Source organism: Orbus sasakiae, assembly GCF_039542345.1.
In the GTDB taxonomy this organism is placed as follows: Bacteria; Pseudomonadota; Gammaproteobacteria; order Enterobacterales; family Orbaceae; genus Orbus; species Orbus sasakiae.
Genome location: NZ_BAABHY010000001.1, coordinates 609,683 through 631,091, shown reverse-complemented (window position 1 = coordinate 631,091; position 21,409 = coordinate 609,683). Strand labels below are relative to the sequence as shown.

Annotated in this window: 21 protein-coding genes; 13 read left to right on the top strand and 8 right to left on the bottom strand. The window is 38.4% G+C overall.

Going from position 1 to position 21,409, the window contains the following annotated elements; all coding sequences use genetic code 11:
- The first annotated feature begins 149 nt into the window (after window positions 1-149).
- The 4 genes from ABEA36_RS02735 to iolE all read left to right on the top strand — a co-directional run bounded on the left by ABEA36_RS02735 (window position 150) and on the right by iolE (window position 4,405).
- Window positions 150-1,556 carry a sugar porter family MFS transporter gene (locus tag ABEA36_RS02735; protein ID WP_345488548.1) on the top strand — a complete coding sequence of 469 codons (1,407 nt, stop codon included), beginning with the start codon at window positions 150-152 and terminating at the stop codon, window positions 1,554-1,556.
- Window positions 1,557-1,598: 42 nt separating this feature from the next.
- Window positions 1,599-2,609, top strand: a complete 1,011-nt coding sequence (locus tag ABEA36_RS02730) for a Gfo/Idh/MocA family oxidoreductase (protein ID WP_345488546.1) — start codon at window positions 1,599-1,601, stop codon at window positions 2,607-2,609.
- A gap of 16 nt (window positions 2,610-2,625) precedes the next feature.
- Entirely contained in the window at window positions 2,626-3,411 is a 786-nt protein-coding gene (locus tag ABEA36_RS02725; protein ID WP_345488544.1) for a hydroxypyruvate isomerase family protein, read from the top strand.
- Between the two features lie 97 nt (window positions 3,412-3,508).
- On the top strand, window positions 3,509-4,405 hold the full coding sequence (gene iolE / locus ABEA36_RS02720) for a myo-inosose-2 dehydratase (RefSeq protein ID WP_345488542.1): 897 nt from the start codon (window positions 3,509-3,511) through the stop codon (window positions 4,403-4,405).
- 65 nt (window positions 4,406-4,470) lie between these two features.
- Here the strand turns inward: iolE and ABEA36_RS02715 are convergent, their stop codons facing one another.
- From ABEA36_RS02715 to ABEA36_RS02705, 3 genes are read right to left on the bottom strand one after another with little or no spacing between them, the layout of a single operon-like run.
- Window positions 4,471-4,770, bottom strand: a complete 300-nt coding sequence (locus tag ABEA36_RS02715; RefSeq protein ID WP_345488540.1) for an AtuA-related protein — start codon at window positions 4,768-4,770, stop codon at window positions 4,471-4,473.
- A gap of 2 nt (window positions 4,771-4,772) precedes the next feature.
- The gene (locus ABEA36_RS02710) at window positions 4,773-6,110 is read right to left on the bottom strand and encodes an acyclic terpene utilization AtuA family protein (RefSeq protein ID WP_345488538.1); all 1,338 of its coding nucleotides are present in this window, start codon (window positions 6,108-6,110) and stop codon (window positions 4,773-4,775) included.
- 29 nt (window positions 6,111-6,139) lie between these two features.
- Window positions 6,140-7,459, bottom strand: a complete 1,320-nt coding sequence (locus tag ABEA36_RS02705; RefSeq protein WP_345488536.1) for a CitMHS family transporter — start codon at window positions 7,457-7,459, stop codon at window positions 6,140-6,142.
- Between the two features lie 324 nt (window positions 7,460-7,783).
- Between ABEA36_RS02705 and ABEA36_RS02700 the strand changes: the two genes are divergently transcribed.
- Entirely contained in the window at window positions 7,784-8,671 is an 888-nt protein-coding gene (locus tag ABEA36_RS02700) for a LysR family transcriptional regulator (RefSeq protein WP_345488534.1), read from the top strand.
- Window positions 8,672-8,747: 76 nt separating this feature from the next.
- On the opposite strand, the gene rsmC is transcribed toward ABEA36_RS02700, so the two are convergent.
- On the bottom strand, window positions 8,748-9,779 hold the full coding sequence (gene rsmC, locus ABEA36_RS02695; protein ID WP_345488532.1) for a 16S rRNA (guanine(1207)-N(2))-methyltransferase RsmC: 1,032 nt from the start codon (window positions 9,777-9,779) through the stop codon (window positions 8,748-8,750).
- Window positions 9,780-9,860: 81 nt separating this feature from the next.
- On the opposite strand from rsmC, the gene ABEA36_RS02690 reads away from it, so the two are divergent.
- The 5 genes from ABEA36_RS02690 (at window position 9,861) to ABEA36_RS02670 (ending at window position 12,835) form a co-directional block, all read left to right on the top strand.
- Window positions 9,861-10,277, top strand: coding sequence for a DNA polymerase III subunit psi (locus ABEA36_RS02690; RefSeq protein WP_345488530.1), 417 nt, complete (start codon window positions 9,861-9,863; stop codon window positions 10,275-10,277).
- Window positions 10,255-10,701, top strand: coding sequence for a ribosomal protein S18-alanine N-acetyltransferase (gene rimI / locus ABEA36_RS02685; RefSeq protein WP_345488528.1), 447 nt, complete (start codon window positions 10,255-10,257; stop codon window positions 10,699-10,701). The genes ABEA36_RS02690 and rimI overlap by 23 nt, the downstream gene beginning before the upstream one ends.
- 23 nt (window positions 10,702-10,724) lie before the next feature.
- Complete coding sequence (locus ABEA36_RS02680; RefSeq protein ID WP_345488525.1) at window positions 10,725-11,336, top strand: thiamine diphosphokinase; 612 nt, start codon at window positions 10,725-10,727, stop codon at window positions 11,334-11,336.
- 226 nt (window positions 11,337-11,562) lie between these two features.
- A complete protein-coding gene (locus ABEA36_RS02675) occupies window positions 11,563-12,333 on the top strand; it encodes a hypothetical protein (RefSeq protein WP_345488523.1) in 771 nt (256 codons plus the stop codon).
- Window position 12,334: 1 nt separating this feature from the next.
- Window positions 12,335-12,835 carry a surface-adhesin E family protein gene (locus ABEA36_RS02670; RefSeq protein ID WP_345488521.1) on the top strand — a complete coding sequence of 167 codons (501 nt, stop codon included), beginning with the start codon at window positions 12,335-12,337 and terminating at the stop codon, window positions 12,833-12,835.
- Between the two features lie 81 nt (window positions 12,836-12,916).
- Here the strand turns inward: ABEA36_RS02670 and ABEA36_RS02665 are convergent, their stop codons facing one another.
- Window positions 12,917-13,666 carry a Nif3-like dinuclear metal center hexameric protein gene (locus ABEA36_RS02665; protein WP_345488519.1) on the bottom strand — a complete coding sequence of 250 codons (750 nt, stop codon included), beginning with the start codon at window positions 13,664-13,666 and terminating at the stop codon, window positions 12,917-12,919.
- A 143-nt stretch (window positions 13,667-13,809) separates the two neighbouring features.
- Between ABEA36_RS02665 and fbp the strand changes: the two genes are divergently transcribed.
- The 3 genes from fbp to pntB all read left to right on the top strand — a co-directional run bounded on the left by fbp (window position 13,810) and on the right by pntB (window position 17,948).
- Complete coding sequence (fbp, locus tag ABEA36_RS02660; RefSeq protein WP_345488517.1) at window positions 13,810-14,811, top strand: class 1 fructose-bisphosphatase; 1,002 nt, start codon at window positions 13,810-13,812, stop codon at window positions 14,809-14,811.
- Between the two features lie 174 nt (window positions 14,812-14,985).
- Complete coding sequence (gene pntA / locus ABEA36_RS02655; RefSeq protein WP_345488515.1) at window positions 14,986-16,551, top strand: Re/Si-specific NAD(P)(+) transhydrogenase subunit alpha; 1,566 nt, start codon at window positions 14,986-14,988, stop codon at window positions 16,549-16,551.
- A gap of 5 nt (window positions 16,552-16,556) precedes the next feature.
- Complete coding sequence (gene pntB, locus ABEA36_RS02650) at window positions 16,557-17,948, top strand: Re/Si-specific NAD(P)(+) transhydrogenase subunit beta (RefSeq protein WP_345490834.1); 1,392 nt, start codon at window positions 16,557-16,559, stop codon at window positions 17,946-17,948.
- A 71-nt stretch (window positions 17,949-18,019) separates the two neighbouring features.
- Here pntB and cysZ read toward each other — a convergent pair whose 3' ends face one another.
- The 3 genes from cysZ to ABEA36_RS02635 are packed head-to-tail and all read right to left on the bottom strand — an operon-like array spanning window position 18,020 to window position 21,260.
- On the bottom strand, window positions 18,020-18,790 hold the full coding sequence (gene cysZ / locus ABEA36_RS02645; RefSeq protein ID WP_345488513.1) for a sulfate transporter CysZ: 771 nt from the start codon (window positions 18,788-18,790) through the stop codon (window positions 18,020-18,022).
- Window positions 18,783-20,798: a tRNA(Met) cytidine acetyltransferase TmcA domain-containing protein gene (locus ABEA36_RS02640; RefSeq protein WP_345488511.1), complete on the bottom strand. Its 2,016-nt coding sequence runs from the start codon at window positions 20,796-20,798 to the stop codon at window positions 18,783-18,785. The genes cysZ and ABEA36_RS02640 overlap by 8 nt, the downstream gene beginning before the upstream one ends.
- A 9-nt stretch (window positions 20,799-20,807) precedes the next feature.
- Window positions 20,808-21,260, bottom strand: a complete 453-nt coding sequence (locus tag ABEA36_RS02635) for a DUF441 domain-containing protein (RefSeq protein WP_345490832.1) — start codon at window positions 21,258-21,260, stop codon at window positions 20,808-20,810.
- Window positions 21,261-21,409 lie beyond the last annotated feature (149 nt).

Sequence of the window (21,409 nt, the reverse complement as noted above, 5' to 3'; positions counted from 1 at the left end):
ATATAAACACACTATGTACAACCACAAAAAATAACTTATATATAATCAATATGATAAATAAAAAAATAAATTGGCATCATTGTTGCAATGAATTATGCAGCTTAGATACTTAATGTGACATAAAAACACACTGTTATCTGGAGGTCTTAATGCATAAACATAACATAAACTATATTATTTCTGTTTGTAGTATCGCATCACTTGCTGGCCTTATTCTGGGTTATGATGCATCGGTAATTTCGGGTGCCATTGAACCTTTAACGGAATATTTTGATCTGACACCAGCTGAATGTGGCTTAGCCGTATCGAGCGCTATCATTGGGTGTATTCTTGGCGCGTATTTTGTTGGTTATCTCGCTGATAAGTACGGCCGTCGAACAACCTTAATGTTGGCCAATATCTTATTGATGATCTCCGCTATTGGCTCTGCCATTACCGATGTTTTTTCATTATTCATTTTATATCGCGTTTTAGGTGGTATTGCGATTGGTATGGTTTCCACAGTAACCCCCTTGTATATAGCTGAATTTTCACCCAAAGATATTCGAGGCAGAATGCTTGGTTTACAACAATTGGTCATGGTGGGCGGTCAGTTAATTGTCTATATTGTTAACTTTACGATTGCAAAAGGGATGATCCATGAATGGGTCGTCGAATTCGGCTGGCGTTGGATGTTAGCGTCTGTATTATTACCGTGTGTATTATTTATGTTTTTATCGTTTCTCATTCCTGAATCGCCACGATGGAATGTGATGAAAAATCATGATCAAAAAGCAATGGACACGCTAACTAAAATCTCGAATCAGTTACATGCACAACACCTTTTTAATGAGATCAAAGCCTCCTTTGTTGACTCTGCGAAAGTGAACAAAATTGGCTTTTTTTCGGTGCTGTCAAACGCTAAATCACGATATATCACCTTAATTGGCTGTACGATTGCAGTTTTACAACAACTGACTGGTATTAATATTCTTTTATATTATGCGCCATCACTCCTTAAAAATATTACTGGCTCAAATCAGGAATCCTTGTTTCAAACCATTTTCTTGGGGATTGCACTATTTGTCGGTGTATTTATTGCATTACGATTTATTGATAATGTCGGACGAGTCAAACTATTGCGCCTCGGTTCAATTGGCTGTTGCCTCTGTCTGATTATTTCAGCATTAACCTTTTACTTTAATATTATCGGATATCTTCCGATTACCCTCTTAGTCATCTTTGTGTTGATTTATGCGATTTCCTGGAGTCTTGGCGCTTGGTTACTGATTTCTGAAATTTTCCCTAATCGAATTAGAGCGGTTGCGATGGGAATCTCATTTAGTGCGATGTATCTCAGTAATGCATTAATCGCTCAAGTCTTCCCGATGATGAACCAAAATGACTGGTTGATGGCGACATTCAATGGTGGTTTTCCGCTCTTAATTTGTGCCGCCAGCTGTCTATTTGGTTATTGGTTTATTGGTCGGTTTTTACCAGAAACGAAAGGAATATCGTTAGAAAAAATTGAACCTGTTATGTTATCAAAATCGAAACGTTTTGCCGCAAAATCATAAGATGAATTCAATATTAATATGTAATTAAAAGAGGATTAAATCATGACAAATCAAACAAATAATATCCGTGTTGGTTTAATTGGCGCTGGTCGTATGGGGAGTTTTCATGCGCGACTTCTACGTCATTTTGTAAAAGGAGCCGATCTTGTCGCTATTGCAGATCCCAATCTGTCTAATGCACAAAAATTGGCTAAAGAATTAGTCATTAGCACCATTTATGACAAGCCTGAGAATTTAATTAATAACCCCAATATTGATGCCGTTGTTATTGCTGTGCCTGCTCGTTTTCATGCACAGACAGCAATTCAAGCGGCTCAAGCGGGCAAAGCGGTATTTTGTGAAAAGCCGATGGCACTGACACTTGAAGATGCCGATAATGTGATAGCCGCAGCAGAAAAAGCCAATGTCGTCTTACAAGTCGGTTTTAACCGACGTTTTGCAGCAGGTTTTTTAGCCGCACATAATGAAATCTTAGCGGGTAATATCGGTTCGCCACAATTAATCCGCTCATTGACACGCGATCCAAAACTAAATGATCCAGCCCCAATTCCCCAGTGGACAATCTATTATGAAACATTAATTCATGATTTTGACACAATTTTATATTTTAACCCTAATGCCAAACCTATTTCGGTTTATGCCGTCGCGGATGCGCTCGTTAGACCTGATTATAAAGAAAAAGGGTTATTAGACACTTCGGTAGTCACCATCCGTTTTGATAATGGTGCTATCGCCACTGCTGAAGCGAATTTCCAAGCACTGTATGGTTATGACGTAAGAGCAGAAGTATTTGGTAGTAAAGGTATGGTCACAGCGGGGGATGCTCGTCAGAACAATATGTTACGCTTTACTAAAGACGGCGTTTCGTACGATACATGTCGTATGGACACAGAACTGCTAAAAGATGCCTATCAAGCTGAATTAACCTCTTTTATTGATTGCATCAAATATCGTAAAAAAACCCTTGTCGGTGGCAAAGAGGCTAAAGCCGCTTTAGCGATTGCCTTAGCATGTATCGAATCAGTTAAAACAGGACAAGCCGTTAACCTATAAAACAAGAGGTCATCATATGCATTTTTTAAAATCAGCGTGTCTGGACGCAATGTATACCGAATTGCCATTTTTAGACCGGATCTATCAAGCCAAGAAAGATGGGTTTGACTATATCGAATTTTGGGGGTGGCAAGATAAAGATATTGATGCTATACAACGTATTACGCAAGACGTTGATATTAAAGTGAGTGGTTTTAATGGTGATGCAACACTTTCACTGATTGACCCATTGCAACAAACGGATTATTTAGTATATTTAGAAGAATCGGTTAAAATTGCTAAAAAACTGTCCTCAAAATCCGTCACTATTCACTCAAATGGACTAGGAGATAAAGGCCGAGTTATCGATCCTTATCTGCAATTATCTGACACCACGAAATTATGCGCAATGTTTGATACACTCAAAAAATGTGCAGCAATTGCAGAAAAAAATGGTATCCAAATGAATTTAGAGCCATTGAATATCAAGGTAGATCATGTTGGGAATTATCTGGCTACAACCAAAATGGCCGCTGAGTTAACGCGGCTAGTGGGGTCACCAAATCTAAAAGTGCTTTATGACATCTATCACATGCAGATTAATGAAGGTGATCTCGCGGGTAACTTAGCCAGTTATATTGATCAAATTGGCCATATTCATGTTGCTGACTCACCGGGCCGACATGAACCTGGAACGGGTGAAATTAACTATCACTTTATTTTTGATTATCTTAGTCAAATTGGTTACCAAGGAATAATTGGTTATGAGCTGTTTCCAAAAACCAATACGGCATTGGCGGTTAAAGCCATTATGTCTTATTAAGCGCTAAGTGAATGATCGGGATTAAGTCTAATTTAATCCCTGTTTTTTACTTCGCAGATAACAGTAAATCAATCAGCTTATATCTTGGAGAACAGAGATGAATAACAATGTACGGCTTGCGATTGCGCCTATCGGCTGGACGAATGATGATATGCCTGAATTAGGCGCTGAAAATACGTTTGAACAATGTATCAGTGAGATGGCTTTAGCTGGTTTTAGTGGCTGTGAAGTGGGCAATAAATATCCGCGCGATATTGCTTTATTAAAACATAAATTGAGTATACGAGGACTGCAAATCTGTAATGCTTGGCTCAGTACTTATTTTGCGGATGGACGAAGGCAACAGACTATTGAGCAATTTATTGAACATCGTGATTTTCTTTACGAATTGGGCGCAAAAGTCATTGGCTGTTCAGAACAGACCAGCAGTATTCAAAGTTTGCATAAACCCCTATTTGGTTTAGATAAACCCGTATTCAATGATAAACAGTGGCGTCTCTTAGCAGAGGGGTATAATTTGCTCGCCGACATCGCGGCTGAAAAAGGCATGCAAGTCTGTCTCCATCACCATATGGGGACGGGTGTTCAAACCCGTGATGAAATCGATCGCTACCTTGATGAAGTCAACAACAATGTTTATTTGCTATTTGATACAGGTCATGCCTATTATGCTGAAGGCTCTCAACAATCCATGCTTGAAATACTACAAAAGCACCTTGCTCGAACAATACATGTTCATTTAAAAGATGTACGAGATAATGTGGTCGATGAGGTCAAAAAACAGCAACTTAGTTTTCGAGAAGGTGTCGTTAAAGGTACATTTACGGTTCCTGGTGATGGCGACATTGATTTTAAACCTGTATTTTCGATGTTAAATCATGCTCAATATCAAGGTTGGATGGTCGTTGAAGCAGAGCAAGACCCAAGCCAAGCAAACCCATTTGATTATGCGCTAAAAGGACGCCAATATATTCGCAATCTCACTGGACTTTGAATCAATTAGCGATTTTTTCATAATAAAAAGCCGTCATAACGACGGCTTATCAATGAATATAAAAATCAAATATCCATATTCATTAGTGCAGCACTTAGGCCTTTACCATGCATATCATGTGCTAATGTACGAGTGACACCACCACCTAGCGCACTATACATAACAAAATTTAATGCTCCAATGTTAGGAAGTTCATAACGCACAACATCACCTTTTACAATGTCAGAAAAATAGGCTTTAACTTTCTCAGCAGTAACAGCTTGTTTTAATTTTTCATAATCATTCATATCATAGGCAATTAAAGAAATATTAGAGATATTACCTTTATCACCAGTACGAGAATGAGCAATCTCACGAAGTTTCATATTTATACCTCCAAATAACTTACGCTAGTTTTAACTAAATGACGATTAAGCAAAGTTGAATCCATTGCAACGATTTCTTTTACTGACTTATAAGCACCGCCGCCGCCAGCAGGACCATTTGTATAAAGTGTTTCAACTTCATTACCAATTGATGCAGCTTCGTCTTTAGTCGCAAAGCGAGCAGCAACACGAGCTCTCACTTCATAAGGCTTACTCTCGGCAGATAATTTTGCGCCATGTAATGAATTAATACCAATGAGATCAAAACGAATTTCTTGTGGATGGATATGACAAATGGTTAAACGCTCTTTAACAATATCTAATGCAAGCTGACCACGTTCAACAGCACCAGGACCTGCATAGCTCATTTCGCCTTCACCAATGAATCCATCAGTGTACCCCACAGAAACTTTTAATGTTTCGGTACGTGCTTTGCCTGTCGCTCCCGCGACAGCCACTTGGTCTTTTGCAATTTGGGTAAACGTAATACCGGTAAAATCAGCGACCACATCTGGCGTGATATATGCATCGGGTTTATGAATTTCATAAAGCAATTGCTGTTTACACGTGTCGACTGTCACACAGCCACCAGCTCCTTCTACTTTAGTAATGACCGCATTACCCTCTTCTGTGATTTCTGCAATAGGGAAGCCTAAACGAGCTAAACCTTGCACATCACGGAATCCAGGGTCTGCAAAATAGCCTCCCGTAATTTGTCCTGCACACTCAAGTAAATGGCCAATTGCTGTACCTTTACCTAATTTATCCCAGTCATCACTTTTCCAATTAAACTCATACATCATCGTTGATAAAAAGAGTGACGGATCAGATACTCGTCCTGCAATCACAATATCAGCACCATTTTGTAAGGCTTCGACTAATGGTTCAGCACTAAGGTATGCATTTGCAGAAATGATGTTTTTACCTGAAGCAGAAATATGGCAACCGGCTTCATCCAGTTTTAAATCTTCTTTTACCACGGTATCATAGACGTCATCACCTTCTACAATAGCTATTTTTAAGTGCGATAAGCCTAAATCACGCGCTATTTTTTGCGTTAATTCAGCCGCAGCTTTTGGATTAGCGGAGCCCATATTTGTCACAATTTTGATTTTCTTTTCAGCACAAATCGGGAGTACCGCTTTCATTCTTGCCGCTAACAATTCGTTAAAGCCAGTTTGTGGATTTTGTTTCTTTTGACGTTGACCAATGGCAATCGTTCTTTCAGCTAAACATTCAAAAATTAAATAACTGATATTACCTTTTTGGACTAATTCAACGGCTGGTTCAATTCTATCGCCGCCGTAACCAGCACCACAACCAATTCTAATTTTTCTCATAATAAATACCTCTAAATAATTATTGCTTTTTATATTGGGAATACGCCACTTGCGACACATGCAAAAGTCATGATAACGCTTGCTAACCATAAAATTGGAATACTGAATTTCTGGTGATCAGCAAGATCAACCCCTGCTAAACTCACTAATAAGAATGTTGCTGGCGTTAAAGGACTTACAGGGAAACCTGTCGTCATTTGCCCCATGATAGAAGCTTGTGCAACTTGAATACCAGGTACACCTAACATTTCAACCGTATTTGCAACAACCGGCATAATACCGAAATAGTAAGAATCTGGATCAAACACTAAACTCAATGGCATAGAGATCAGACCCGTAATAAATGGCACATGGCTTGCAAAACTTTCAGGGACAAAATGAACCGCTGCTTCAGACATTGCTTTTAACATCCCTGAACCACTCATAATTCCTGTAAATGCGCCAGCTGCGAATAAAATGGATGCCATCATCAACGCGGCTTTTGCGTGAGCATTGATGCGTTCTGATTGCATTTTGACATTTGGATAGTTGATCATTAAGGCTAGCGTTAATGCGATCATAAATGCCACAGTTGGTGAAATTCGGGTAAATACCATGGTACTTAAGACAGCAACAACTAAACCAATATTGACCCAAAATAGGTGTGGACGACGGAGTTTTTTCTCGTCTTCAGTTAATTCTTTTTCATGCACCGCTGATTCGCCACTTGCTAACATTGCAGTTACTGCTGCACTGGTTAAACCTAAACGTTTTTGCTCTTTTTTACCCCAGTAGTATCCCATAAAGATCATGAATGCAAGACCCGCGATTTGTGCAGGAATTAATGGAACAAAAAGATCATGTGTTGAAATATTTAACGCACTCGCTGCACGGATCATCGGCCCAGTCCAAGGTAGGAAGTTAACCCCTGCACTTAAGGCAGTAATACCAATTAGCATACGTTTATCCATACCTAACTTATCAAACAAAGGCAACATCGTTGGTACAGTAATTAAAAATGTCACCGCACCATTACCATCTAAGTGAGCAATTAACGCTAAAATACCGGTACCAATGATGATACGAATTGGATTGATTCCAACAAAACGTAAAATACGTTTAATAATCGGGTCAAACATTCCTGCATCGGTAACAACACCAAAGAATGTAATGGCGAAAACAAACATGGCTGCCATAGGCGCTAATTTTGTAATCCCTGCTACAATGTATTTTGGTGTTTCCAGACCACAACCGGCAATCAGTGCGCCAATCGTTGGGATAACAATCAATGCCACAACGGGCGACATTCGTTTCGACATAATGCAATACAGCAGTACAGCAATCGTCAAAACACCGATAAGTGCTAACATATTTTTCTCCTGTTATAATTTATTAAGTTATTGGCGGCAATATTACGCGTAAATGCGCGGATAATTACTTAAAAATCAAATTATTTTATCGATACGACAAATTAAAAAGGATTAATTAATCATACAAATTGATTTATTTAAAACACAAATAATTGAACCCAAAATAAGGTATTGATAATCAACACGTTAAAAGACCCTAAATTTTATACGACAATTTTCACCTGTTGTGATCACAAAAATTAAAAATCAAATTTGTTAATTCATTCAAACAAATTTGAATTATGTTAAAGTTATGCCATTCGATAGCCAATCAAGGAATAATCAATGAATATTTCTATCCGCCAAATGCGTGCATTTTTAGCACTTGCCGAAGCCGAAAATTTTACTCGGGCATCGGAAATGGTTTGTTTATCTCAACCTGCATTTAGTGCTCTGATTGCTTCTTTAGAGCAAGAAGTGGGCTATCGACTCTTTGATCGTGATACACGAAAAGTACAGCTCAATGCAAATGGCTTACATTTTGTTGAATTAGCCAGTCGTTTTGTTAATAACTATGACAATATTGTGCAGGAGATCAAACTTTATTCGCAAGGTGAAGAAGGAAGTGTGACGCTAGCGGTATTGCCATCGTTAGCCGTGCAATGGTTGCCACAGATTATTTCTAAGTTTAATATTGAAAATCCTCATATTCGAATCAATATTGTCGATACCCAGTGGGATCGATGCTTACAAGCGATTGTCAATAACTCAGCAGATCTTGCGGTAACGGCAGGCACACCATCATTAAAAGAGATTCAAGCTGAATTACTCTTTTCTGATGACTTTTACTTAATTTGCCCTAAAAACCACCCTTTCGCAAAAAAATCGCATGTTGAATTAAAAGATCTTGAAGGTGAAAAGTTTATCGCTTTTTCAAATGGGACGAGTATTCGTTTGTTCACCGATCAATTAACCCAGCTCTACAATATTCGTTATGTGCTTGAAGTCAGGCAACTTACCACCATGATGGGGCTCATTGCAGCCAACCAAGGAATCAGTATTACGACGGGATTAACACTATTTCAGTTTGAACACGATAGTATTGCGATTATTCCATTTAAAGATGTGTCATTAAAACGCGCTGTTTATTTGATTAAGAAAAAAGAGCGCCAGCTATCTAGCCAAGCGCTCAAGTTATATGAGTTTATTAAAGAACATGCGAGTAATGACTAGCATGTTCAATAAATATTATTCAATAAATAATAAATAAAATACTAGGTTAATTTTTATTCAAATCGTCATTAAGTCATTAACAAGCCAAGTAAACCTTAAATTTAGGTGTTTTGGCTATTACGTCAACGCGTTTAAAATTATCATCAAGCAGTTGGTGGTAAGGTAAAAAAGAATTTGCAACAATACACAATTTACCATTGGCATTTAAAAAGGTTTTACTTTGCTTAATCAAGGTTTCTGCTGCATTGTAGTTGGTCTCTTTACCATCATGAAAAGGCGGATTAGATACAATAAAATCAAATTTACCGCTGATTGCTGAAAACACATCACTAGCAAAAACCTCACCGCTTATATGATTCGCTTGTAGGGTACGTTGAGTAGCCGCTATCGCAGCCGCACTTACATCAGCACTCACCAGTTCAACAGTGGGATTTATTTTTGCTGAAAAGGCAGACAAAACACCACTACCACATCCCATATCCAATACTCGCCCTTTTATTAGCTGAGTCTGCTCAAGTAACGTATTTAAAAGTAAGTCACTACCAACATCTAATGTTTTTTGGCTAAATACACCAGGTAAACTACACACAGTAAGGTTAAACTGTTCAAAGTGTAAATCATACTGTAGCCACCATTCTTCCAAATTAAATGCGATTCGACTCTCGGCTTGAAAGTGGTATAGACTGCAACGTCTTGCACTGTCAATTTTTTGAATCGAACCAAAATCGCTTAACAGGGTTTCGGCACTTTTAACACCACTGCGATTTTCACCGACAATAAACACATCTGTTCCTTTAGCCAAATGGTTCAATAAACAGGCTAATTGGAATTGCGCTTCCGATTTATTTTTAGGCCAGTAATAGATAAGCGTATCCGTATTATTGTAACAGCTTTCACTCGGTAAAAGTCCAAATTCAATAACCGCGTTTTGACGACGATCATTTAAATGCGAGTAAATATGAAACAAGGTACAGTGCACTTTTGTCATTGCAGTATCAAGTTGTAGCATGTAGTCATCATGAAAATCACCTGCTACTAACAGATTTTTCCCGCTAAACAATGATTCATGACGTTGTAAAATTTGGCTCGATGGTGTAAATGCCGACATAGGATTAACCTCAAATAAAAATCTTTATAAAAAATTGGTTAGATTATACAATTAACTTTTGTGAATCACTAATAAAACCCTATGAATAAGCAAGATTGGTATCTTAATCAGCTCGGTATTACACAATATGTGCTACGCAACCCCTCTGTGATGAAGGGGGAATCAGCAATGAATATTGCGGATAATGTTCGCCTGATTGTTGTGTCCCAATTAGTCCCCACTGATAAAATTTTTTATGATATTTTAAAAGCAATACATCTTACTGAGCAGGATTGTTTAATTTTATCGCCGTCTCAATTAATCATGCCAATTGAGCAAGTCAATCATGTGATTTGGTTTATTGATCAACCGTTACCAGATCCTTGGCAAACCTCTCCATTATTAGAAAGTAAAGCAATAATTACGACGGTTTCATTAACTCAATTAGCCTTATCACCAAATTTAAAACGCCAGTTGTGGCACAACCTTTGCCAATATGAAAACCATTTCAACGCTTAATGACGCAGACTTAGAACAAGTCTATCACATTGAAACATTGTGCCACCCTTTTCCGTGGAGTAAAAACACGTTACTGTCAAATCAAGGTGAGCGCTATATTAATAAAAAGATTTCTGTTAATCAGCAACTTGTTGGTTTTTTGATTTGCCATGTGGTGCTAGATGAAGCGACATTATTTAATATTGCTATTCACCCTGATATGCAAAAACAAGGCTTAGCAACCGCACTACTCAATCAGTTATTGAAGGAACTTGAGCAAAAAAAAGTACACACTCTGTGGCTTGAAGTCAGGGCCTCTAATCATACGGCAATTCGGTTATATGAACATTTGGGCTTTAACCAAATAACCGTCCGCGCTAACTATTATCCAACGATACAGGGGCGTGAAGATGCGATTATTATGGCTTATACATTATCGTTGTAAATAAAAGAACCACAGGAAACACCATGGCTAAAGCACTCCTTTTTGTAAATGGCGAACCACCCACACATTTTCCATCTGAACTGAGTCAATATCACTACATTGCCTGCACAGATGGTGCTTATCATAATTATTTGATTGATACAGATATTGTGCCAGATTTTATTATTGGTGATCTTGATAGTCTGCATTCAACCCCAATCACTCGGACTATTGATGTGGTCCATACTCCCGATCAAAATAAAAATGATTTTGAAAAAGCATTACTTTTTTTAGCCGATAAAGGCATCAAACACTTTGACATTTATGGCGCATCAGGCCATGCAAGTGACCATTTTTTAGGTAATCTGTCCGTTGCAATGCGCTATTACCTCAAATTTGAACTGAACTTTTTTGATCACTATTGCCGCTTCTTTTTTGCCAAAAATCAATCAACCATTCCTCAAGTAAAAGGTAAAACCATATCGCTGATGCCCTTTTGTAAAGTTTATAATGTAACGATTAGCGGTTTTAAGTATCCGTTAAGTAATGTAAATTTACAACTTGATGGTTTAATCAGTTTACGCAATGAAGCCATTGAAGATGAAATTCGTATCGAATTCGATAAAGGTCATCTTTTACTTTTCATTTCCAATTAAATCAATATCATAAATTTATTAAAGGCTGTCTTAACTTAACAATATTATCTAATTTACATTCACAAAATTGACATTTACATTACCTTACAGTATTGTTTTGCTATTAAACCGAGTCTCTATTGATTAATGGTTAAAAATCATCTGTTTTTCTATTTCAATCTTGATTGTGATTCATTAAAAATAAGGTCAAAACTCGAATCTTAACATGTTTACGTAAGGACAGTTCATGATTAAAAAATGCTCTTTGCTGGTTTGTGCGGTACTGACCTCACACGCCGCATTAGCCGACAGTAATAGTAATGTACAAAGTGTTATCGATGCATTTACTAACTGTGACAATAGTTTCTTTTATCAACTCAAAAGCAATCAAAGTGATTTTAACGGGATAACTGATTTAGTTGTAAAAGACGATATTGCGTATATTCCCGTTGAAGATGTGACGCAAAATGACCGGAATATCACTTTTTTTGAGCAGCCTATTGAATACCGAGGTTTGACAATCACAGGCTATCAAAATATTTATATTGAAACACCATTTTTAGGACAATATTATTATTGGGGAATGGTTATAGATGGGTCGGTGGACAATGTTAAAGCATCATTGAACCAGTTACCATGGCAACAGTATAACTCATCAAGTTATGTGGCCAGCCCTAAATTATTTGATCGTCAAGTCAAAAATAGTGGATGGCAAAACAATCCGTACGCCATTGATGGCGTCATTCCTCGAGCCTTTACTGTCGAAAAATCCCTTTATTTAGAGCCGATTAATGAGCATCAGGTTCATTTGGTTTGTTCAATCCAAGGGGATGTGAATAAAGATATTCTTTATTCTATTCATCCTGATATGCGTTACATCGATGAACACATTGATGCCGTCCGTCAACAAAAAATTAACGCGATTAAAGAACAGCTACAAAATCAAAAACATGATGACGATGCAAGCGCGAATCCGCCACCTACTGATTATAATCAGACCGCGGACAAGGAGATTTAAGATGAAAAAACCTCAATGCTTAAACTATTTCTACGGTCTCATCTTAGTCGTAAGCAGTTGTTACAGCTTTGCAAATAGTAACGAACCCAATGAAACCAATACCAGTTTAACAGATAGCCGAGTACCCACCCAGTATCTGCCGATCGAACACTCCAACATGGGTGCAACGGTGAGCTATACGTTTGTTGATAAAACATCCGTCAAAATCCATCCGTATAATGCGTTAATTAGAACCTACACGCGTGTTATCAACTATGGTCCTGCTTTGATGCAAGACAAAGATGGCGTTAGCGTTCCATACCGTTCAATGGTTATTCATGAATTCGTAAACTGTGATAAAAAAGAGCATGCGAAAGGTTTAATTGAAACCTATGAAAATTATTTTGGTGCAGGCGCATTACAAAATACAAATAATCTTCCAAAACGCTGGGAAGCTACCTCTGTCGATAGTAAAGAAAGACAAAACCTCATTGTCATTTGTTCGTTGCCACTAAATAAATAATCACGCCATGATCAACTGGGCAATTAGCCCAGTTTTCGTTAAATTATTGTCATAAGGTATGATTATAGTGTAAAAATCAGCTTATGCCGGATTATCAATATCCACAAACCTAACATCAAGATCATAATGTTTAGTTAGCCATTGACCTAAAGCTTCAATACCAAAACGTTCTGTAGCATGGTGCCCTGCTGCATAAAAATTAATGCCATACTCACGAGCAATATGGATTGTACGTTCGGACACTTCCCCTGTAATAAAAGCATCAAAACCATGCTGAGCCGCCAACTCGATATAATCTTGTCCCCCACCACTGCACCAAGCAACACGTTTAATCACCGTTGGTGCGTTATCACCGCAGAACAAGACTGGATGATTAAGTCCTGTTTCTAAACGCGCTTTTAGGGTTAATGCCGTTATCGGTTCAATAAATGAGCCTTTAAATAACAAATCAGTAATATCTTTTCTGGAGTCAACAGTGATTCCAAGCTTTGCACCGAGCAAAGTATTATTGCCCAGTGAATCATGTCCATCTAACGGTAAATGATAGCCATACAAATTAATATCATGAGCAAGTAACGTTTTAATCCGTTTAGATTTAATCCCTGTAATGGTCACTGGCTCATTTTTCCAAAAATAACCATGATGCACTAATATCGCATCAGCATTTAGCCTCACAGCTTCATCAAGCAGAAGTTGACACGCAGTGACACCGGTGACAATTTTATGGATCTCTCTTTTACCCTCAACTTGCAGACCATTGGGTGCAAAATCCTTATATAAAGGCGTTTGTAAGTAATTATTAATAATTTGCTCTAGTTCAAAATTTTTCATTTACACCTCAATAGACTTTTTTTACTAAAAAAACTATTTAAATCATCGTTAATTATAGTCGATTTCTATGGGTAACTCACGTATATTTATCATTCTCCACCCCCATATTCAAACTTAAATTAAAATTCAATAGGATCGTTTATATGAAAACGTTAGGTGAATTTATAATTGAAAAGCAGCACGAGTTTCCTCATGCAACCGGCGAACTAACCGCATTACTTTCAGCAATCAAACTTGGCGCTAAAATTATTAATCGCGATATTAATAAAGCGGGACTTATTGATATCTTAGGTGAAAGTGGCCAATCAAATATTCAAGGCGAAAAGCAAATGAAACTTGATGCATTTGCGAATGAAGCATTAAAAGCTGCACTTGAAGCTCGAGGTGTGGTTGCAGGTATCGCCTCCGAAGAAGAAGATAATTTAGTCATTTTTGGTAAAAATAAGGCTACTCAAGGTAAATATGTGGTGTTAATGGATCCATTAGATGGATCATCAAATATTGATGTGAATGTTTCTGTCGGGACCATTTTTTCTATTTATCATCGCATCACCCCGATTGGAACGCCAATTACTGAAGATGATTTTTTACAACCCGGTAATAAACAAGTGGCAGCAGGTTATATCATTTATGGTTCATCAACCATGCTCGTTTATACCACTGGCTGCGGTGTCAATGCATTTACTTACGATCCATCAATTGGTGTATTTTGCTTATCCCATGAAAATGTCCAGTTTCCCGCAACAGGCAATATGTACTCGATTAACGAAGGCTACTACTCTAAATTCCCAACTGGGGTAAAAAAATACATAAAATATTGCCAAGAAGAGGATAAAGCGACATTACGGCCCTATACATCTCGCTATATTGGTTCACTTGTTTCTGATTTTCACCGTAATTTGCTTAAAGGTGGCATTTACATCTATCCAAGTACGGCACAATACCCAAATGGTAAATTACGTTTACTGTATGAAGCCAATCCGATTGCGTTATTAGCGGAGCAAGCGGGAGGAAAAGCCAGTAATGGCTTTAAGCGAATCCTTGATCTTGAACCACAAAAATTACATCAACGAACGCCCTTTTTTGTCGGCATGCTTAACATGGTAAATGATGCAGAAAAATTTATGGCAGAATCGACTGAATAATTGTTTTTTATAACTGGCGGTTAATTAATCAAGTTATCTGATTTTTAAGATATTATATCGATAGATAAATAGATTTTAATGATGTTACATGATAAATTTAACTGACAATTTTTTTACACAACAAATATAGCAGCAACAACGGTTGTGATTGCTAAAACATAAGGACTTATAACAATGCATATAGGTATCCCAAAAGAGCGGTTACCGAACGAAGGCAGGTTAGCAGCGACTCCACAAACTGTGGGGCAATTGCTTAAACTCGGCTTTACGGTTTCGGTAGAAGAAGGTGCAGGTCAAATTGCAAACTTTTCAGACCAATCATTTATTGATGCTGGCGCATCAATACAAAACACACACGACATCTGGCAAAATGATTTAATTTTGAAATTACATGCGCCAACTGATGAAGAAGTGGGTCTGATCAAATCGGGGGCAACATTAATTAGCTATATCTATCCAGCACAACACCAAGCATTGCTAGAAAAACTAGCTGCTAAAAATGTGACAGTGATGGCGATGGATTGCGTACCTCGTATTTCAAGAGCTCAATCCCTTGATGCATTGAGTTCAATGTCTAATATTTCGGGTTACCGTTCTGTGATTGAAGCGGCAAATCAATTTGGTCGATTCTTTACCGGTCAAGTAACGGCAGCAGGTAAAGTGCCACCTGCTAAAATCATGGTCATTGGTGCTGGTGTTGCAGGTCTTGCTGCGATTGGTGCGGCCGTGAGTATGGGTGCAATTGTACGTGCGTTTGATACCCGTCCTGAAGTGGCTGAGCAAATTCATAGTATGGGTGCCGAATTCCTCGAGCTTGATTTTGAAGAAGAAGCGGGTTCTGGAGATGGTTATGCGAAACAAATGTCAGCAGCATTTATTGAAGCTGAAATGGCATTATTTGCAGCACAAGCCAAAGAAGTGGATATCATTATCACCACCGCATTAATCCCCGGTAAACCTGCGCCAAAACTTATCTCAAAAGAGATGGTTGAATCAATGAAACCAGGTAGTGTTATTGTTGACTTAGCGGCAATAACAGGTGGTAACTGTGAATTAACCCGCCCAGGCGAAGTTTATGAAACAGACAATAAAGTCAAAATCATCGGTTACACCGATTTAGCAAATCGTATGCCTGCACAAGCCTCACAGCTTTATGGTACCAATATTGTTAATTTGCTAAAATTATTGGCTAAAGAAAAAGATGGCGAAATTGACGTTAATTTTGAAGACGTCGTTATTCGTGGTGTGACCGTTGTTAAAGATCAAGAAATTACGTGGCCAGCACCACCGATTAAAGTATCAGCACAACCCCAAAAACCAGCAGCAAAACCGATTGCTAAACCTGAACCAACACCGATGTCACCAACTAAAAAGTATGGGATTTTGGCGGCAATTCTGGTCGCATTCTTCTGGCTTGCATCGGTCGTTCCAGATAGCTTCTTATCGCATTTTACGGTCTTTGCATTATCCTGTGTGGTCGGCTACTACGTAGTTTGGAATGTCAGTCATTCATTACATACACCGCTGATGTCGGTAACCAATGCCATCTCTGGTATTATTTTAGTCGGAGCAATTTTACAAGTAGGCGAAGATAACGGTTTAATCACTGCTATTGCCTTTATCGCAATTTTAATTGCTAGCATCAATATTTTTGGTGGATTCTTTGTTACACATCGTATGCTTAAGATGTTCCAACGCGGTGGTAACGATAGTAAAGGCAAAAAAGGGAAAGGAGAATAAACATGCTGAGTCAGGGAATTATTCAGGCCGCTTACGTTATTGCAGCGTTACTGTTTATTTTTAGTTTACAGGGCTTATCTAAACAAGAAACGGCTAAGTCAGGAAATATTTACGGTATTATTGGGATGGTTATTGCTTTAATTGCAACCGTTTCAAGTATTACTGGTGGCTTCCATTGGATTGTGATTGCCATGATCTTAGGTGCGGCAATTGGTCTTTATTTAGCGAAAAAAGTTGAAATGACTCAAATGCCAGAACTTGTTGCATTGCTACACAGCTTTGTTGGTATGGCTGCGGTACTCGTTGGTTTCAATAGCTATTTAGATCCGCATATCGCCCTATTTACCGGCGGTGAATTGACAGTACATTTAGTTGAGATCTTTATTGGTGTCTTTATCGGTGCCGTAACATTCTCAGGTTCTGTCGTTGCATTTGGTAAATTAAATGGCCGTATTAGCTCTAAAGCTTTAATGTTACCAAACAAGCACTATTTAAATCTTGCTGCAATCATTGTTTCAATCATTCTTATGATTGGTTTCGTGCATCTTGAAGCAGGCTTTGTTGCATTCATGTGTTTATTGATCATGACATTGATTGCTTTCGCATTTGGTGTGCATCTGGTTGCTTCAATTGGTGGGGCTGACATGCCAGTTGTGATTTCAATGCTTAACTCATACTCTGGGTGGGCAGCTGCCGCAGCAGGTTTCATGTTAAGCAATGATTTACTTATTGTGACAGGTGCATTAGTGGGTTCTTCAGGTGCAATCTTATCTTACATCATGTGTAAAGCAATGAACCGTTCATTTATCAGTGTTATCGCGGGTGGATTTGGTAATGATGCATCTGCAGCAAGTAGCAGTGATGAAGATATGGGTGAGTATCGTGAAATGCAACCGGTTGATGTCGCCCAAGTATTGAAAGAAGCGCGTTCAGTTATTATCGTACCAGGTTATGGTATGGCGGTTGCTCAAGCACAAGGTGCGGTGAGTAACATCACTGAAAAACTGCGTAATATGGGTATTGAAGTCCGTTTTGGTATTCACCCTGTCGCAGGCCGTTTACCGGGTCATATGAACGTCTTACTAGCTGAAGCGAAAGTTCCTTATGATATCGTGTTAGAAATGGACGAAATCAACGAAGACTTCCCAGAAACAGACGTTGTGTGGGTGATTGGTGCAAATGATACCGTCAACCCAGCGGCAGAAGAAGATCCAAACAGCCCAATTGCGGGTATGCCAGTTCTTGAAGTGTGGAAAGCTAAAACCGTTATCATCTCTAAACGTTCGATGAATACGGGTTATGCGGGTGTACAAAACCCACTATTCTTCAAAGAAAACAGCTATATGTTGTTTGGTGATGCGAAAGCTAGCGTCGAGAAAGTATTACAAGATATCTAATACACAATTAACCATTAAAAAACTCGCCTTATGGCGAGTTTTTTTATCTTCACAGTTTAGCTGACAAATCATTAACGGTAGCGAAAAAAATCCACCTCTTTTGATGTGTTATAAATCTGATCTCGGTAACGATCAACCCAGATTGCGGTTGATCCACATACAGCCACAGGCATAATGATTAAATTTAAAATCGGAATCATGGTGAAAAAACTGACTAAAATACCAAAACACGTATTATCAATCTTGTCTTGTTGTAATAACTGACGCATTTGATAAAAGCTCACTTTATGGTTATCAAAAGCATAGTCTGCATATTGAATATTGATCATCCATGCAGTAAAAATAAACCATAGTACAGGTGTAACAAACTGACCAAATACCGGAATAAATGAGGTTAAAAGTAATGGAATACACCATACAATATAATAAAGTAACTTTTTCAGCTCGCGTGACATAATACGAGGAATATCTTTCACTAAGCTCCATACTGATGCATCTGGTGCAGGCTGCCCTGTCAATTGAGCCTCAACCTGTTCTGCTAATAGACCATTAAACGGTGCCGCAATAATATTGGTGATGGTACTAAAAAAATAACAAAAGAAGATGGCAAATGTCACGACGATGATCAGTGTTGCTAGATAACGTAGCCAATGCATCCATGTTGGCATATAGTCTAATCCTAAATCAACAACAGATGAAATCATCGAAAAAAACCAATAAAAAAGCAATGACATAATGATAATATTTGCCAACATAGGCATAACAACGTAGCGTCGAATGCCGGGTAACTGAATCAATGACCAACCTTGCAAAAAATACTGAAAACTTGTTTTTTTATTCATTAAATAACCCTTGTGTGATCATAAATTGATGCACTTCTTTACGTAATAATACTAATAATGCTTTTTTGCCCGATAATTCATAGGCCTTAATTGTCTGGTATTCATTAAATTGATTTTCCACTAAATGCGTTAATAATGGCAACATCACAATGCATGCGGGATGATATCCTTTGATCCAATGTATCAACCGGCATAATCCCGCCATGCTAGCTGAGTATGCATAAGATGTGGTAGCAAAAAGCTGTAATTCAAGTTTATCATCATCATTAAGCATTTGGTCGTGCTCAATAGAAATCGGTAAATCGATATCAATTAACGTGTTGAGCCAATACCAATTGCGAGATAACTTTTTAGACAGTTTATCACATAACTGGTGTCCCTTGGCCGTTAGCGGATAGATAGCCATGATGGCGTAACTCCCCGAACTCGCATCCTGATGGCTCCCCACTTGAACCACCCTAAAACCATTTTTAATCCAAAATTGATAAAGTCCAGTCGTATATGCAAAACTGACCGACACAAAATCCTGACTAGCACGTCGAGCATCAGCCAACAATGATTGAATTAACGCGCTTGCGATCCCGTGTTGACGTACAGTATGGTACACCGCAATTCGATTAATTCTTATTGAATTTAATTCACCGGCTAACGGTTCCCCTGCATGCGCGACAAGAGATTGGGCAACCAAATTACCTTTAGGACGCCGGTACCCTTTTAAAATCTGATCGACTAATGTTGGGGTAAGTCCCCCTTCTTTAACAGCAACCAAGACGCTTACGGTCAGGTTATTATCCAATTCGCCACTATATAGTGTGATATTTTGTGCATCAAGCAATCGGCGTAGATCAACAACCGTTGTTCGATAATGAGCGGCTTTTAAAAGACCAAAATATTGAGATAATTTGCCATCAGTCTCAACTAATGCTGATTGTGTAAGTTTTTTGATGGCTAATGTGTGGTTATCTTGCCATTTAGGTTGCGACCAATTTGCCACTAATAACTGATCAATAAAGCCTTCTAATGGATCATCATCAAGCCAACGAATCGGTGCCGTCAATTGACATTGAACGACGTCATCGTGTTGCTGATAATGTTCAACAAGTTTAAGCAATAATCCTTGCCCTGTGCCTTCATAACCATCAACTGTCGTGGTGAGTAAAACATGATCAAAATGATCAATTAATTTTTTGATAAGCGGCAGTGGTATCATGGCGGCTTCATCAATAATTAACCATTTATTGGCATTAACATGCTGCGTCTTTAATAAGGTGATTAATTCATCAGGCGCAAAAAAATTGGTATCTGATGGTGCAAATGCCATCAACGTATTCACCGCATTCTTATTTGGTGCCGTCACAATGCAAGCATGATGGTGAGCAAACATCCCCGCTAGGGCCGATTTACCTCGCCCGCGTTTAGCGGTCACCAAGATCATTTTTGCATTGAGTGTCATCAAATCATTTAACAAAACGTGTTGCTGACGATAATCAAAATACGGTGCGATCGGCGATGTTAATGACGTTAACTGTAATAATGTTGCTAGGTGGTTATCAGCCTGATTTTGAGTCAGGGTGTAACATTTGATATATTGCTCATTAATTTGAGAGTGATGCTCAATCACTGTCATCAAATGCGTGATAAAATTAGGGACGGCTAATGCAATCTCCCCTTCATTCCAGCGCAAACTATCATCATCATGCCAGTTTTCAAGCTGCAATGGTAGCCACAATAGAAGTACACTTTGAGCAATAAGGCAACCACTTAATATGGCTAATGCATCTAAATTAAAGCCCTTTCTAGCATCAAAAATGGCATGTTTAAATTCACGGCCTAACAATAATTTGGCTTGATTTGGTCGGTAAGGAATTTTAGACTGAGCTGTAAATAGCGCGTCATCCGTAACCGTTATCCAATCCCCTTCAACCCATGAGGTAATATAATGGAATTGATTGAGAACGGCACTGTCCTCACCTTGCACAATGACTAATCGACGAAATCCATTAACCATGAACAAATATTAACCTTTACCAATCACTAACGACAGTATCCCCGCGGCAATAAGTGGCCCAACCGGTATACCACGAAAAAAAGCAACACCAATCAATGTGCCAATAATTAATCCATTGATAATCGTCGGATTGGCACCAATCAGTGAGACACCACGAGTACCTAACCATGACACCGCGATGCCAACGACAATCGCAAGTAGTGATTGCCAAGTAGTAAATGACTTTACAATATCATTAAAACTGAGTCTGCCATCCGCAAGTGGCACCATCATTGCTGCGGTTAAAATCACAATGCCAATGGTTAATCCATATTGATTAAGGAAAGGAAAATAGGTTGCCAGTGGCGTTAACTTAAACAAGAGTAATAACAATACAGCACATGTCACGGTGTTGTTATGTGTGATATAACACAGCGCAGCAAGTCCTAACAGAATAAAAAATGTAATATCAAATTGAGCCATCATATTTATCACCTCCAAAGTATCAATCCCAACAATCTACCGATAGATGGAGTTTTAAACTGGGCACTATGACCCGCGAGTTTACGAAAAAAAACTCATTTTACTGTAAACAATAAAATGAGCCAATACGTTAAAATAAAGCAATATAA